Raw genomic sequence first — 15,201 nt, forward strand, 5'->3', positions numbered from 1 at the left:
TAATTATTCACCTTGGAATTTTTTCTTGATTTTATCAAATAGTGAGCTTCCTTGTTCTTCTGGAATATCACCACTGATTTCTGCAAATTCACGTAGTAATTGTTTTTGTTTCTCTGTTAGTTTTTCTGGTGTGACAACTTTAACTGTGACATATTGGTTACCTGTTCCATACCCATGCACATTTTTAACGCCTTTATCTTTCAAGCGGAATTGAGCACCTGATTGTGTGCCTGCAGGAATACGTAATTTTACTTTTCCATGCACAGTTGGTACCTCAATTTCATCACCTAGTGCTGCTTGAGGGAATGTTAATTTTAATTCGTAGTAGATATCATCTCCATCACGTTCAAATTCATTGTGCCCTTGAACACGGAACATAATGTATAGGTCACCAGCTGGACCGCCATTAATACCTGGTTCACCCTGACCCGACACACGAATTTGTTGACCGTCATCTACACCTGCTGGAATAGACACTTTGATTGTTTTACGTTTTTGAATTTTCCCTTCTCCACGACAAGTTGAACATTTTTCTTTAATGATTTTACCTGTTCCTTGACATGTTGAACAAGTACGACGATTCATCATGCGACCAAAAGGTGTATCGACTGCTTGGTTAATTTGCCCTGCACCTTTACATGTCGAACATGTTTCTGGTGATGTCCCTGGTTTTGCTCCAGAGCCATGACAAGTATCACATGTTTCATCTTTTGGAATCTCGATTTCTGTTTCTTTCCCGAAAATCGCTTCCTCAAATTTAATATTCATGCGATATTGCAAATCATCACCTTTGCGTGGTGCATTCGGATCTTGACGTCGTCCACCGCCACCAAAGAATGAACTGAAAATATCCTCGAAGCCGCCAAAGCCGCCGCCTCCGAAGCCACCGCCGCCAAAGCCTGCGTTAGGATCTTCGTGGCCAAATTGGTCATAGCGCGCTTTTTTCTGATCGTCACTTAGAACTTCGTAAGCCTCAGCAATTTCTTTGAATTTTTCATCTGCACCTGGCTCTTTATTTAAGTCAGGATGGTATTGCTTTGATAATTTACGATATGCTTTTTTAATATCATCTTTAGAAGCCGATTTCGTTAAACCAAGCACCTCGTAGTAATCGCGTTTCTCCATGATTCACACTCCGCTCTTTTTGCATAAAATCTATTGTAACATGCAGTTTAAAAAACTGCTTTAATTTTCGCCATAATTTTCTCATTACTATCATTGTATCTATGATATCTCTAGCATTATAGAAATGTCACTGACATGCCCATTCTTTTTTCTATAAAGAATAGAAAGAGAAAAGCCAAAGCCGCAAGCGGTCTTTGGCTTCTTCACTTTACTGTGCTGTTGATATCTTATTTATCGTCTTTTACTTCTTCAAAGTCAGCATCAACGATACCATCGTCTTTTTTGTCAGTTCCAGCCTCTGGACCTGCTTCGCCACCTTGAGCCGCTTGAGCCGCTGCTGCAGCTTGTTCGTAAACTTTCATTACTAGAGGCTGTAATACGCCTTCTAATTTTTCTTTCGCTGATTTAATACCTTCTAATTCACCAGCTTCAAGCGCTTTTTTAAGCTCATCACGAGCATCTTCTACAGATTTTTTCTCATCTTCTGTAATTTGCTCACCTAAATCAGCAATTGTTTTGTCAACTTGGAACACTAATTGGTCTGCTTCGTTGCGAAGATCAGCTTCTTCTTTACGTTTTGCATCCGCTTCTGCATTTGCTTCAGCATCTTTTACCATGCGTTCGATTTCTTCATCTGATAAACCAGAATCAGATTGGATAACGATTGTTTGTTCTTTATTTGTACCTAAATCTTTCGCTTTAACAGACACGATACCATTTTTGTCAATATCAAATGTTACTTCGATTTGTGGAATACCACGTGGAGCTGGTGGGATATCCGCTAATTGGAAGCGACCTAATGTTTTGTTATCCGCTGCCATTGAACGCTCACCTTGCAATACGTGAATATCTACTGCTGGTTGGTTATCTGCTGCAGTTGAGAATACTTGTGATTTAGATGTTGGAATTGTTGTGTTACGATCAATTAATTTTGTGAACACGCCACCCATTGTTTCAATACCTAAAGAAAGTGGTGTTACATCAAGAAGTACTACGTCTTTCACATCACCTGTTAATACGCCACCTTGAACTGCAGCACCCATTGCTACTACTTCATCAGGGTTTACACCACGGTGAGGCTCTTTACCAGTTTCTTTACGTACAGCTTCTTGTACGGCAGGAATACGAGTAGAACCACCAACTAAAATTACTTGGTCAATTTCTGAAGTAGATAGACCTGCATCAGATAATGCTTGACGTACTGGACCTACTGTACGGTTTACTAATGGTAATGTAATCTCATCGAATTTCGCACGAGTTAAAGAGATTTCTAAGTGTAATGGACCTGCTTCACCAGCCGTAATGAATGGTAATGAAATTTGTGTAGACGTAACACCTGATAAATCTTTTTTCGCTTTTTCAGCAGCGTCTTTTAGACGTTGCATAGCCATTTTGTCTTTAGAAAGGTCAATGCCATTTTCTTTTTTAAATTCAGCAACTAGATATTCGATTACTGCGTCATCGAAATCGTCCCCACCAAGTTTGTTATCACCAGCTGTAGCTAATACTTCGAATACACCGTCACCTAATTCAAGGATTGATACGTCGAATGTACCACCACCAAGGTCAAAAACTAATACTTTTTGGTCTACATCTTGTTTATCTAAACCGTAAGCAAGTGCAGCAGCTGTTGGCTCATTAATGATACGTTCTACTTCAAGACCAGCGATTTTACCAGCGTCTTTTGTAGCTTGACGTTGTGCATCGTTAAAGTAAGCAGGTACAGTAATAACTGCTTTCGTTACTTTTTCACCTAAGTAATCTTCTGCATAGCCTTTTAAGTATTGAAGAATCATTGCTGAAACTTCTTGTGGTGTATATTCTTTATCTTCCACTTTTACTTTTTCAGCTGTACCCATTTTAGATTTAATTGAAATAATCGTATTTGGATTTGTTACTGATTGGCGTTTTGCTACTTCCCCAACTTGTTTTTCACCATTTTTGAATGCTACTACAGATGGAGTCGTACGGTTTCCTTCTGGGTTTGGAATAACTTTTGGCTCTCCGCCTTCAAGTACAGATACACAAGAGTTTGTTGTTCCTAAGTCAATACCGATAATTTTGCTCATAGTAAAATTTCCTCCTATTATTAAAACGCAAATGCGTTAATTAACTAATTATTTTTTCAAATAGTACGATGACTATTCGTTTACAGATACCATAGTTGGGCGTAATACGCGATCTTTTAAAATATACCCTTTTTGAAGCTCACGTAATACAACACCTTGTTCTTTTTCACTATCTTGTTCTTGCATAACAGCTTGGTGAACATTTGGATCAAATTGCTCTCCTTCAGCTTTTATCACTTGTAAGCCTTCTTTTTCAGTTGCTTCTACTAGTGAACGGTAGACCATTTCAATACCTTTTACAATTGAGACTGCTTCTTCAGAAGTTGGCTCTATTTGTAAAGCACGTTCGAAATTATCTAATACCGGCAATAAATCCGATAACAGACTTTGTGCACGATATTTTTCAGCCGCCTCACGATCAAGTTGTGTACGTCGACGTAAATTGTCAAAGTCAGCACGCAGGCGTAGATGGCGATTTTCCTCATCATCTAGCTTTGCTTGTAATTCTGCTAGTTTCGCTTCATACTGCTCTTCAATCGTTAGTTCTTTCACTTCTTCTGGCGTTTCTGTTTGTTCTACAGTTGCCTCATTTTCAGCTTGTACATTTTCTTGTACAAGGTCTTTGTTTTCTGTTGTTTCAGTCACTTAAATCCTCCTCATTATCATTCACTACGATTCTTCGTAAAGGCTTGAGATAAGTCCATGCGCATTACTTCAAGCAATGCAACAACACGCTTGTAATCCATGCGCGTTGGACCAATAATTGCAATGGCCCCCTGTTGATCCTCACCTATTGAATAAGTCGTCGTGATGACACTACAGTTTTCCATTTCTAACTGCTGATTTTCCGAGCCTATACGAATATGAATACCCGATTCGTTCGGATGGAAAAGCGATTGCACTTGGCTAGTCGTTTCCATTAAGTCCAAAATCATTCGGACTTTATTTAAATCGTGGAATTCCGGTTGGTTGAACATATTTGTTTTACCACCATAGAAAATTTTACTTTCCGAATTTTGCATCGTAGCTGAAACGAGCGAATGGATAAAATCATCCGCCGATCGAACATGTTGCTGCAAGATAGCCAGAATTTCAATTTCCAGCTTTTTATGGATTTCATCTAACGAAACACCGACTAAGCGCTCATTTAAAATGTTCACCATTTTTTCTAGTTCAGCAGCGGTAAAATTAGGTGGTAAACTAAACATGCGGTTCTCAACATGTCCGTTATTCGTTACGATAATCGCTACTGCCGCGTCGCTTGAGAGTGGCACGATAGAAAAACGCTTTACTCGATGTCTTTGGACATCTGGTCCTAAAAGAATCGATGTATACGATGTCAGCTCAGATAAAATATTCGCTGATTTTCGGATAATGTGCTCTACTTCTACTAGACGTTCGTTGAAAATCGATTGAATTTGCTGAATATCCCGTGAATTAATGCCCTGTGGATTCAACAAATGATCTACATAAAATCTATACCCCTTTTCCGAAGGCACTCGACCAGAGGACGTATGGGTTTTTTCTAAAAACCCTAATTCCTCTAAATCCGCCATTTCGTTTCTAATAGTGGCTGGACTAAATGTAATCTCTTGTTTTTTTGAGATTTGGCGAGAACCTACCGGCTGTGCAGACATAATGAAATCGTCTACGATTACTTGCAATATCTGTAATTGCCGATTTGTTAGCATGATCATCACCTCTGTTAGCACTCAACTAAGAGGAGTGCTAATACTATTATTAAGTTATCAAATCCCACATTTTATGTCAACGATATCGCTCAATCTTCTAGCAAAAATTGTTGAAAAACTTCATTCCCGACAAATCGTCCCTTGCGTGTAAGCCGAATGCCTACAGCATCATGTGCCAAAAACCCTTCTGATACTAGCTTATCAATGACATGTCCATAACGGTCCATCATTGACTCATTAAATCTTTCTTCATATATATTGTGTGTAATTCCATCCGTTTTACGCAGCCCTAAAAACATTTGTTCTTCGCGTTGTTCTGTTGCTGTTACAACATGCTCCTGCATGATAGGTAAGTACCCTGCATTTACAGCATCCATATATTTTTTTAAAGGACCATAATTTGAATAACGTGTGCCATTCATATAGCCATGTGCACCTGCGCCAAAACCAGCATATTCATCATTTTCCCAATAAATTTTATTGTGCGTTGAAGTAAAGCCTGCTTTCGCAAAATTGCTGATTTCATATTGCATATAACCATGCAATTTCATTTCTTGCATTAGCACTTCATACATATCCGCTTCTAAATCTTCCGTTGGTAAGCTCAGTTTCCCTTTCGCATATTGATTATAAAAAATTGTTTTTGGTTCTACGATAAGAGAGTAAGCTGAGAAATGTGGTAGCTCAAGCGCAAACGCTTTATCTAGTGAATCTTTCCATTGCGCCATCGTTTGACCAGGCAAACCATACATTAAATCGATGCTTATATTTTGGAAACCGACCTTTTTAGCGAGTGCAATTGTATCGTAGACGTGCGTATTGCTATGTGTGCGACCAATTTTTTTCAATAATTCTTGGTTAAATGATTGAACGCCCATACTTAAACGATTGACGCCTCCATCAAACAAGACATGCATTTTCGCCTCTGATAATTCATCTGGATTCGCCTCTGATGTAAATTCTGTCACACGATCCATTGGAATATACGTGCGAATCATGTTGAGCAATCTCGTCAATTGTTCTGGAGATAAAGCAGTCGGTGTTCCACCGCCAAGAAATATCGTTTCAATTTGTTGAAAATGTTGCGGATATTTTTCCGTAGCAAGCGCCATCTCCTTGCCAAGTGATTCTATATAATCATCCACAGGTTGATTTTTAAAATAAAATTTGTTGAAATCGCAATAATTGCAAATTTGATGACAAAAAGGAATATGAATGTAAACACCTCGTGCCATAGCTATCCCTTCTTTCTTGTTGAGTTTTTCCATTTCTTCATTATAAACAAACGAAATAAAGAACGCTATGAATCCATCCAGATATTTAAAAGAACTGTAAAAACATTGTTTTATAAAAGTGAACTCTCATAACGTCTTTGCAAAAATCAAAAAAGCAAAAACTGTATCAAAATACGTACGCAATATATTTTATATAGAAGATAGAAGATAGAACATGACAATTCAGCTAACATGATGACACACCGCTCGCGGAACCTACCTTTGAAATGGAAAAGTTTCATTTGCTTCTACAATAGAGGAACAATTTATCCAAAAAAAAATCAAAACTACCATCATCATGTGTAGTTTTGATTTTTTTATGTTTACTCTTAATAACATAGCAATCCTACTATTATGCCAAGCACGACCAGTATATAAGGCGGGACTGCCCAGCGCAAGGATAGCAACAAAAATATAGCCGCTAAAAGAATATCTAATCCACTTAGAATTGTTTGCGTCACAATTGGATGGATAAAAGCACTAGCTAAAATCCCAACAACCGCAGCATTAGCACCAGCCATTGCACCTTTTAAAGCTACATGCCTGCTCATAGACAGCCAAAAAGGCATTGCCCCAACAATTAAAAGAAATGCAGGTAGGAAAATTGCAATCGTTGCAACCACTGCTCCTGGCACGCCAGCAATGACCATCCCAATATAAGAAGCAAATGTGAACAATGGACCTGGAACTGCCTGTGTAAGACCATAGCCTGCTATAAAGTCAGATGCGCTCATTAACCCACTTTGCACAAACTGCGTTTCGAGTAACGGTAATACTACATGGCCGCCACCAAATACGAGGGCACCTGCTAGATAACATTTTTCTATAATTGTTAATAAGTCATCTTTTACAAATGAATTAGCTATTGGTAATGCAATCATTAACATAGCAAATAATGCTAATAGTAAACCACCTGTTGTTTTAGATATAGGTAAGTTTTTTTGCGCGGTATCATCTACACCGTTCGTTTGCTTAAACAGCCGTGCACCTATTAAAGCTGCCAATGCGATGACAGTAACTTGTGCAAATGGATTTCCCCAAAATTGGAGCGTTAAAAGCGCCAAAATTGCTATTATCAAGTGCACTACGCTAGGAATTAACTTTTTGGACATATCCCAAATGGCTTGTGCCACGATGGCAACAGCAACCAATTTCAAGCCTTGAATCCATCCCATATCTATCTCTAGATGCGAGTAAAAATAGGCAAATAGAGTTAATAGTAATACAGATGGTAACGTAAAGCCAAGAAAGGAGGCTAAGCTTCCCAACAGTCCGCCACGTAGTAAACCAATGCCCATTCCTACCTGACTGGATGCAGGCCCAGGGAGAAATTGACTAAGTGCCACTAAGTTACTGTACTCTTTATCTGATAACCATTTTCTTTTTTGCACGTATTCAATTTGAAAAAAACCTAAATGCGCTGTTGGACCCCCAAAAGATGTACAGCCTAATTTAAAGGAAATAAGAAAAATCTCTAACAACTTTGGCAAACTGTTCACTACTTTCCATGTGATATACAATCATATTACACGGAGAATGTCTTATAATAGATTAAGATATTGTAAAATTTACTTAAAGCATCGCATATTCATTTCTCGCGTATTTTGATAGCTGGGCCACTTTTAACATCACTTGCAGTAACAGGAATCAGTTTATATGTCTTATCTGTTAGATAGCGTGCATCGAAGCGAATCCCCCACTTTGTATGTTCTTCATTTAATGTATAAGAAGAATCTTGACGCCATGTTTTGCCTGATTGCGATACAATATTAAAATTTAACGATTCATTTGTAGTTTCTTGTGTCTCAACGTATACTGTAGTTGAAATCGGTGTAGATACAACTTTTTCTACCTTAATTTTCTGACCATCACTAAGCTTAATGGTTTTATTAACCGCAATTACTTTTCGATCCGCTTGTAGTTTCTTTTGAGATGCTTCTACCTTAAATGCCCAAGGCTCTGGAATAGGCTTTTCCCAATTCCAATCGTTATAGAGGATATTCAGCTGCAACACTTCATCTTGAGGTAAATCACGCATTTTAACACTGCTATATATTGTATAAGTATTTTCTGATTGGGCAATGGTCTGACCACCATTTCGAACGGTATAATTTTGACCGTTCACGAGTACTTGTGGAAAGAAAAAAATTTGATAGTCGAAATTTACATCTTTCGCCGGTTCAAAAGTTGCATTTAACAATAGTTGATTATCATCAACCATCACCTCGTTTAAAGTCAATCTCCCAAAATCATTTTCTGTTGATTGACCGACAAGTGTTTTATAAGCTGCAAAATCCGACTGATTATCATTAAAAATAGAAGAGACAACGCGGCTACCTACCATTAATAAACCGACAACAAATAAAATACTTACTACAACGATCACCCATTTACGTTTTCCTTTTTTTCGGGATACACTTCATGCACATGCGATTCAACTGACAAACAAACACCCCCAATCCCTTTAATCTATCAACGAGTACTTCCCTATGATTCATTGTAATAACGAGCTAGGCATTATATAACTAAATAAGTGCCAGTCACTCACACAATTTAATAAAAATCCACGTAGATTTCTGCGAACTACTTTGTACTCGCAGAAACCGAAGTGGATTTTTATACTTTAGGAAAACTGATTTTATCCCCTCTTCTTCAACCATAGCAACGTTTGTTGTAAACCTTCCTGATAACTAGTCTGTGGCAACGTGCCAATTGCGCTTTCATACTTTGCCCCGCTCAAAATAACAGGCTCCTCTGTTAAATACATCATCTCCTTCATTTCCTTCATAAACGGAGAAAAGAGTGCTAAAATACCAATCATTGTGTTGGAAACCGTTCGTACTTTCTTTTTATAGCCTGTAATATCCCGAATTATCCCCATTAATTGTTCTCCTGTAATAGGATGCACAGCGGGCACATTCCAATTCTGATTATATGTGTCTGAGCGCAATGCCAATTCAACGATTGCTTTAGCTCCATCGACTGTATAGAGGAATTCTCTTGCCACTTGCATATGCCCAACGAAGTTTGCCTTTTTATTACTCATAACACTTTTTAATGTTTCATTTAGAATTGTATTTTCTGCATTGGGGCCATATAAATCAGGCATATGGACGATTAATGAAGGCACACTACTAGCCTTCAATTTATTTTCCATTGCTAATCGAATCTTCCCCTTTTTCGTATGAGGTTCTTTAATTGCCTCCTCTGTTACAATAGAAGATTGCCTACCATATGCGTAGATATTGTCCACTAGTGCAATCTTTGCTTGTTGCGTTTGTGCGACATTGATAATTGAATGGATACACTGAATATGTGTTTCTTCCCATTCTTGATAGGGAAAACTTATTGCATGAAACATAACATCAATCCCAACAGATGCCTTCCTTACATGCTCTTCATTAAAGACATCCCCTGGAAAAATCGACACATTCGAGTAACTTTCAAAAAGCGCTTGCAACTTCTCTTTCCCCCTAGCGAAAGCCACAACTTGTATACCTCTAGCTGCTAATTCACTCACTATCGCAAAACCTATTCCACCTGAAGCACCCATGACTAATGCTTTTTTCATCATCTATTCCTCCTTTAATTAACCACTGGTCAATAGATGTTAAAAGAAAACTCTAGATTCACTTTCACATCTAGAGCAACATTATTTAAGTCAATGCTTTAACGAGAAATTTAGCATGGACATCTACCGCCTCTTGCGCTTCATCATAGTTCATCACATAATGGTGATAATGTGAAACAAAACCGTGTAATGCAAGAAATGTTGAATGAATATCCGAAATGAACAATGTTTTTGCTGATAAAGCTTGAACCGATTGCGCAAATTTTTCATAGCTAAGATTAGCAGCCTCTTGCGATAATCCATCGATATGAAGATCTTTCGTCATAAACATCAATTCATATTGGCTTTGATAGTTTAATCCAAATTTCATAAAGCCAACAAAGACATCGTAAAGTTTGTTTTGATAGTCTCCAGTTCCATTTACAATGTCATCTAACATTTGATTTAATTCAGTAAAATACTCACCTATAATGCAATAAAATAATTCCGCTTTATTTTTAAAATGATAGTAAATTGCTCCATGACTACATCCAAGTTCTTTCGCGATACTACGCATGGAAACTTGGTGAAAACCCTTTTCAATAAACTGTTTATGAGCTTCGTCAACAATCATCTTGAGTGTCAATTCTTGTGCTGATGGTTTACGTGGCGACATGGAATCCTCCTTCAACTGACCAGTGGTTAATTAATAGTATAAAATGTTTTCATTTATTTGGCAAACCTTAATTTTAATAGAAATCTTTACGGTTCCTCTTCTAAACATTGTATTAAGCAAAACCTCTATTTTCTGACAGTGATTAGATGGTGAAAACTTGCACAGAAAATAAATAAAGGATGCCAACACTACTTCGTCAGCGATCCTTCAATTTATTATTAAATTAAACTTTTTACTACTTTAGATATAACGGCACCTTCTGCTTGACCAGATAATAATGGTTTTGCAATCTTCATCGCTTCACCCATATTCATACCTTTACTAACGCCTGCTGCTAGTAATTTTTCAGCAATTTCCGCTTCGCTTAATTGCTTAGGAAGGAAGGATTTTAATAACACTAATTTTGCTTCTTCTCTTTCGATTAAATCTGCACGGCCAGCATTTTGCGCGCCTTCTAATGCCTGATTCGTTTGTTTTACTTCACGATTAATAATGGCAATCTCCTCTGGTTGAGTTAGAGGTTCACCTTTTTCTTTCTCTGCTAAATCTAATGCTGATTTAACTAGTGTTAGCACACCTTTTGCTAAGACATCTTTTTCCTTCATTGCTGTTTTTAGTTGTTCAAATACTGCTGTTTTTAACATCCAAACTCACTCCTCTATCATTGCTAATTGTCAATGATTATTGCACATTGTGACGACCAAAACAAATTATTTTGCTTTCTTCAACATTTCCACATCGGCCTTTGTTTCTAATATGTCAAGTGTTAACACGTTCATCTTTGCATCTACTTTATCTATTTTTGCACTAAGATTTTGTTCTACTGAATCTAGTTTCGTTTCTAGCGAATTTAGTCTTGTTTCAACCGATCCTAATCTTATTTCTAGTGAATCTAGTCTCGTTTCAACCGACCCTAATCTTATTTCTAGTGAATCTAGTCTCGTTTCAACCGACCCTAGTCTTGTTTCTAATGAGTCTAGTCTCGTTTCAACTGAATGTAGTCTTTTGTCTAGCGCTTTGATTTGTTGTTGAATCTCTGTTTTCACGCCCTGCACTTGTGTAGAGAGCTCCAAAATAGCTTGAAGAATTGCATTTTGATTGATTTCAGGATTCATAATCGACTTCCTTTCTTCAAATTTATCTATTCGTTATTTATTCACTCGTTATGTTCACTGATAAATATTGCTAATCGACTAGAGTTATTCAAACTCTACTATACTATTCTATCTATGCTTTTTAATGAAGTCAAAACATCAAAAATTTCAATTTGTCAAGAATTCGTCTTGCAATTTCACTTCATAAAATCGCATTGCCTTCAAATCTCCTTGATATGAAAAAACCCCCTGCTTGATTAACGTTCGTAAACGATACTCAATCCACTCGTCTCCTGTAAATTGTTGCATATGTCCGTATACTTCACCTATTAAACGTGCCGCTTTCTTAAACGTTACGGTACCCTCTTCTTGATACATCCGCTTGGCACATTCAATAATAAAATCATCATCTCGATTTTCATGTAGGCTATGTAATAGCCCATCACATGTCCATGTTCGTAACAGATGGACTTTATCTGCTAATAAGCTTTTACCTTCCTTCATTAAGGCTTCCCTTGCTTCATTTTTTAGTTCATCCATAGCAAACTGTTCATAAAAATACAGGAGGTTTTCTTCATTCAATTCTCCTGAAGTTCGTGGATAATCCGCTATTTGTGGATGCATCTCCTTTTCATGAAAAGCCTTGTACGTATCAATGACTCGCACTGCATTCACTTTGCCTTCTAGCATGGCTAGTACAAGTCGTAATCCTGTTTGTTCATGTGCATTTTGGCATGTCCAAATAACGATTTTTTGATGTGGTAAAATATTGTTTATTTTCTCTATTGCAGTTTGCATACATTGTCGATAATGATTACGTTCATCCTCGTCCATATTGTACCGCTTGTTGAACCATTCAAGTCTCGCTTCTATTCCCGAAGCTTGATGTATATCTTTTACTGGCCCAATCGATAAATTATCTGGCCAAACAATAATATCCTCTGTCTTTTGATATTCTAACGTTCTAAATGCTGCTTTTAGACTTCCTGCTGGCGAATCACCAAAAACAATATGTATTGTCTGCGCTTTATCCATTTGTTCCTTATCTTCTGTCATATGTAGGAGTATTTGCTGCATGTCCTCTCTCGACTTTCCATTTAATAGAGATATGAAAAGCATTGACTTTGCTTCCGCTTCACTTAGTTGATTGATTCTTTCTTTTAATCGATTAACATCTTCCAACATTCCATTCAAATCCTCTCCACCATTCATTTTTCTAGTTACTATCATAACAGCATTCCCATTTCTCTTATCATAGCGCAATTCATGTTTTTTCTAAAATGTTCAACAACGCAAATAATTGACCTTACCCTCCACTTCTCTTTAAAACAACTAAAACTTTAAATTTAACTAAACTGATTACTTTTTTCTATTAATCGAACCATTCTTTCTATCAGAAAATGTATTGCTCATAAGGATTTATCATGCTAAGATGCCAATAATTCCTACAAAACTAATTTGTTAAGTAGGTAAAACAAAGGGGATGATGATATGGGTCAAATTATTGCCAATACCATAAAGCAGTCGATAATCGATTTAATAGGGCATACACCACTATTAGCGTTAAATCAGTATACGAAAGAACTACAACTTGAAGCGGAAATTATTGCGAAGCTAGAATATTTTAATCCTGCGAATAGTGTAAAAGATCGTATTGCTAAAGCGATGATTGAGGATGCTGAAGCACGTGGAGTTTTAACAAAGGACAAAACGATTATTGAAACAACAAGTGGGAATACTGGTATTGGGCTTGCAGCTATCGCAGCAGCAAAGGGCTATAAGTTACGTATCTATATGCAAGATGGTGTAAGCGAAGAACGAACAAAGGTTGTGAAAGCATATGGAACCGAGGTTGTGCCATTTTCCGATGTACCAGAGATGGTAGCGGCATTTGAAGAAACTGATGGCGATTTTGTTGAAACCATTAAAGTATTTAGAGAAACTGTCGTTGATAAGGATGAAAATGTCGTCTTTCTAAATCAACTGGATAATGAAGCCAATCCTAACATTCACGAACGCACTACTGGGCCAGAAATTTGGGAGGACACAGCAGGACAAATTGATATTTTTGTTGCTGCAATAGGTACAGGAGGCACCATTAGTGGTGTAGGTGCTTATTTAAAATCCAAAAATCCAGCCATACAAATTATAGGCGTAGAACCCGCTATTAATTCTATCGCTACAGTTGAACAGCCTGATATTATTGAAATTACAGGTGTGCATCGCTTTTCAGATGCACATGAAGCGCGCGTTCCGTCTAATGTTCATCTTGATCGGATTGATGAAGTGTTAGAAGTAGAAACAGATGAGGCCTATAAAGCTGCTCGCACTGTAGCGCAAACAGATGGTGTTTTAGTAGGTACATCCTCTGGTGCGGCATTGTTTGTTGCAACAACGCTTGCTAAACGTCCCGAAAACAAAGGAAAACGTATAGTCGTACTCTTTCCAGATACAGGATTGCGCTATTTATCTACCGATTTATTTTAACGATAAAACGAAGGATAGCCTTGTTATCTATCCTTCGTTTGTTCTGAAATAGCAAAATTGCCCTTAGCTGTCATAGATATCACAATCTCTTTATTTACCTCTATTTGAATAGGGCTGATAATCGCTTTACGCGTAGAGAAATACCAAAGACGTTCACTTGGACCAATTAATAGATGGGCACTCTCTTCGTAATTTCCCATAAAGGTTAGCGCATCTGGGCGAATATCTTCTCCCTTTAATGGTGTTATATCATATTCCTTTAAACGGTCTACGAGGTCTGCAATCGCATCTGTGGTTAAATTTATTTCTGCTATATTCAGTATATGTTGAATAGAAAATGTATCGGCATTAACGCTCGGATTGATTTGCTGCCGTGCTATCAACTCTACTACATTGTTCTCAGCATCATAAAAATAGCATGAATAGGCATCGATTGTTTTAAAATACACTTCATCGACTCCGTCCAAACTTAATACGTCTACACGCTCTTTTGCCCATTTTTTCGCTAACTGAAATAAATTACTAGGGATATTGAAGGCGAAATGATATTGCTTTGCAACAGAAGCCTCTATTTTTTCGAATCGAACTTTGCTCTCCCCAGCAGCTATGTCAAAAAAATGGGTCCCCTCATCTAATAATTCAAATCCTAATAAGGTACAGTAAAATTCCCTCATTTTATGTAAATCATACGCATAAAGTTTTATTTTAGAAATTTTCATAAATCACTCATCCCCTTAGCTTCTGATACCATTTACTGTACTAAATAACAGATGAATGTTCCTCATGCAAAAGAATGAAAATTTAGAAAATATACTTTAGGTTCCTATATAACCTTATATCGGCGTACGATCTCCGCTACTATTTGGCTGTGAAACAACTAAAAATTCCACATCCTCCTGTGAATCATTGCGCATTTGGTGTGGTTGAAATGGTGGTACTTCAACCCCTTCATGAGGCAATAATATAATCCGATCTTCGCCTATTTCCATTGTTGCTATACCTGATAGCACGAAAAAGTATTGTTGTGCTTGATGGTGGTAATGACAAACTTCCGTTGTATTGGCAGGCATCCGTTCATGAATAATACTTAATTCATTATTTTTAACTAAATGCCAGCCATCACATTGTTTACCCCAAATGTAATGCTCCGCATGTTCTTTACTAATTTTCAACTAAAACAACTCCCTGTTCAAATAGGCCATCTATTCTAATTTCCCTTTTAGAATCAGCCATTC

The 15,201-nt window shown here is 37.4% G+C and carries 15 protein-coding genes; 1 reads left to right on the forward strand and 14 read right to left on the reverse strand.

Features of this window, described 5'->3' with window-relative positions; translation table 11 throughout:
* Positions 1 to 3: 3 nt before the first annotated feature.
* The 12 genes from dnaJ to I5435_RS15165 all read right to left on the reverse strand — a co-directional run bounded on the left by dnaJ (position 4) and on the right by I5435_RS15165 (position 12,709).
* Entirely contained in the window at positions 4 to 1,125 is a 1,122-nt protein-coding gene (dnaJ, locus tag I5435_RS15110) for a molecular chaperone DnaJ (RefSeq protein WP_024363049.1), read from the reverse strand.
* A 227-nt stretch (positions 1,126 to 1,352) separates the two neighbouring features.
* Positions 1,353 to 3,194 carry a molecular chaperone DnaK gene (gene dnaK / locus I5435_RS15115; protein ID WP_025220034.1) on the reverse strand — a complete coding sequence of 614 codons (1,842 nt, stop codon included), beginning with the start codon at positions 3,192 to 3,194 and terminating at the stop codon, positions 1,353 to 1,355.
* A 72-nt stretch (positions 3,195 to 3,266) separates the two neighbouring features.
* Positions 3,267 to 3,839 carry a nucleotide exchange factor GrpE gene (grpE, locus tag I5435_RS15120; RefSeq protein ID WP_024363051.1) on the reverse strand — a complete coding sequence of 191 codons (573 nt, stop codon included), beginning with the start codon at positions 3,837 to 3,839 and terminating at the stop codon, positions 3,267 to 3,269.
* A gap of 17 nt (positions 3,840 to 3,856) precedes the next feature.
* Positions 3,857 to 4,885 carry a heat-inducible transcriptional repressor HrcA gene (gene hrcA / locus I5435_RS15125; RefSeq protein WP_024363052.1) on the reverse strand — a complete coding sequence of 343 codons (1,029 nt, stop codon included), beginning with the start codon at positions 4,883 to 4,885 and terminating at the stop codon, positions 3,857 to 3,859.
* 89 nt (positions 4,886 to 4,974) lie between these two features.
* Positions 4,975 to 6,120, reverse strand: a complete 1,146-nt coding sequence (gene hemW / locus I5435_RS15130; RefSeq protein WP_337982530.1) for a radical SAM family heme chaperone HemW — start codon at positions 6,118 to 6,120, stop codon at positions 4,975 to 4,977.
* 368 nt (positions 6,121 to 6,488) lie between these two features.
* Complete coding sequence (gene chrA, locus I5435_RS15135; protein ID WP_337982531.1) at positions 6,489 to 7,658, reverse strand: chromate efflux transporter; 1,170 nt, start codon at positions 7,656 to 7,658, stop codon at positions 6,489 to 6,491.
* 89 nt (positions 7,659 to 7,747) lie between these two features.
* Positions 7,748 to 8,545, reverse strand: coding sequence for a DUF5643 domain-containing protein (locus tag I5435_RS15140; RefSeq protein WP_337982532.1), 798 nt, complete (start codon positions 8,543 to 8,545; stop codon positions 7,748 to 7,750).
* A gap of 252 nt (positions 8,546 to 8,797) precedes the next feature.
* Complete coding sequence (locus I5435_RS15145; RefSeq protein WP_337982533.1) at positions 8,798 to 9,730, reverse strand: SDR family NAD(P)-dependent oxidoreductase; 933 nt, start codon at positions 9,728 to 9,730, stop codon at positions 8,798 to 8,800.
* Between the two features lie 85 nt (positions 9,731 to 9,815).
* Positions 9,816 to 10,385: a TetR/AcrR family transcriptional regulator gene (locus tag I5435_RS15150; RefSeq protein WP_337982534.1), complete on the reverse strand. Its 570-nt coding sequence runs from the start codon at positions 10,383 to 10,385 to the stop codon at positions 9,816 to 9,818.
* A 218-nt stretch (positions 10,386 to 10,603) separates the two neighbouring features.
* A complete protein-coding gene (locus I5435_RS15155) occupies positions 10,604 to 11,029 on the reverse strand; it encodes a GatB/YqeY domain-containing protein (RefSeq protein ID WP_337982535.1) in 426 nt (141 codons plus the stop codon).
* Positions 11,030 to 11,095: 66 nt separating this feature from the next.
* Positions 11,096 to 11,500 (reverse strand): hypothetical protein, encoded by a 405-nt coding sequence (locus I5435_RS15160; protein WP_052599507.1) that lies wholly within the window; start codon positions 11,498 to 11,500, stop codon positions 11,096 to 11,098.
* A gap of 147 nt (positions 11,501 to 11,647) precedes the next feature.
* On the reverse strand, positions 11,648 to 12,709 hold the full coding sequence (locus tag I5435_RS15165; RefSeq protein ID WP_337982536.1) for a DUF1835 domain-containing protein: 1,062 nt from the start codon (positions 12,707 to 12,709) through the stop codon (positions 11,648 to 11,650).
* 261 nt (positions 12,710 to 12,970) lie between these two features.
* Here I5435_RS15165 and I5435_RS15170 point away from each other — a divergent pair, with 261 nt between their 5' ends.
* Positions 12,971 to 13,966: a PLP-dependent cysteine synthase family protein gene (locus I5435_RS15170; RefSeq protein ID WP_108029809.1), complete on the forward strand. Its 996-nt coding sequence runs from the start codon at positions 12,971 to 12,973 to the stop codon at positions 13,964 to 13,966.
* A 23-nt stretch (positions 13,967 to 13,989) separates the two neighbouring features.
* Here I5435_RS15170 and I5435_RS15175 read toward each other — a convergent pair whose 3' ends face one another.
* Together I5435_RS15175 and I5435_RS15180 are read right to left on the reverse strand one after the other, a co-directional pair.
* Positions 13,990 to 14,685 (reverse strand): VOC family protein, encoded by a 696-nt coding sequence (locus I5435_RS15175; protein ID WP_108029810.1) that lies wholly within the window; start codon positions 14,683 to 14,685, stop codon positions 13,990 to 13,992.
* A 114-nt stretch (positions 14,686 to 14,799) separates the two neighbouring features.
* On the reverse strand, positions 14,800 to 15,138 hold the full coding sequence (locus I5435_RS15180) for a cupin domain-containing protein (RefSeq protein WP_337982537.1): 339 nt from the start codon (positions 15,136 to 15,138) through the stop codon (positions 14,800 to 14,802).
* Between the last annotated feature and the right edge of the window lie 63 nt (positions 15,139 to 15,201).

The sequence above is a fragment of the Lysinibacillus sp. C5.1 genome (assembly GCF_016350185.1).
In the GTDB taxonomy this organism is placed as follows: Bacteria; Bacillota; Bacilli; order Bacillales_A; family Planococcaceae; genus Lysinibacillus; species Lysinibacillus sphaericus.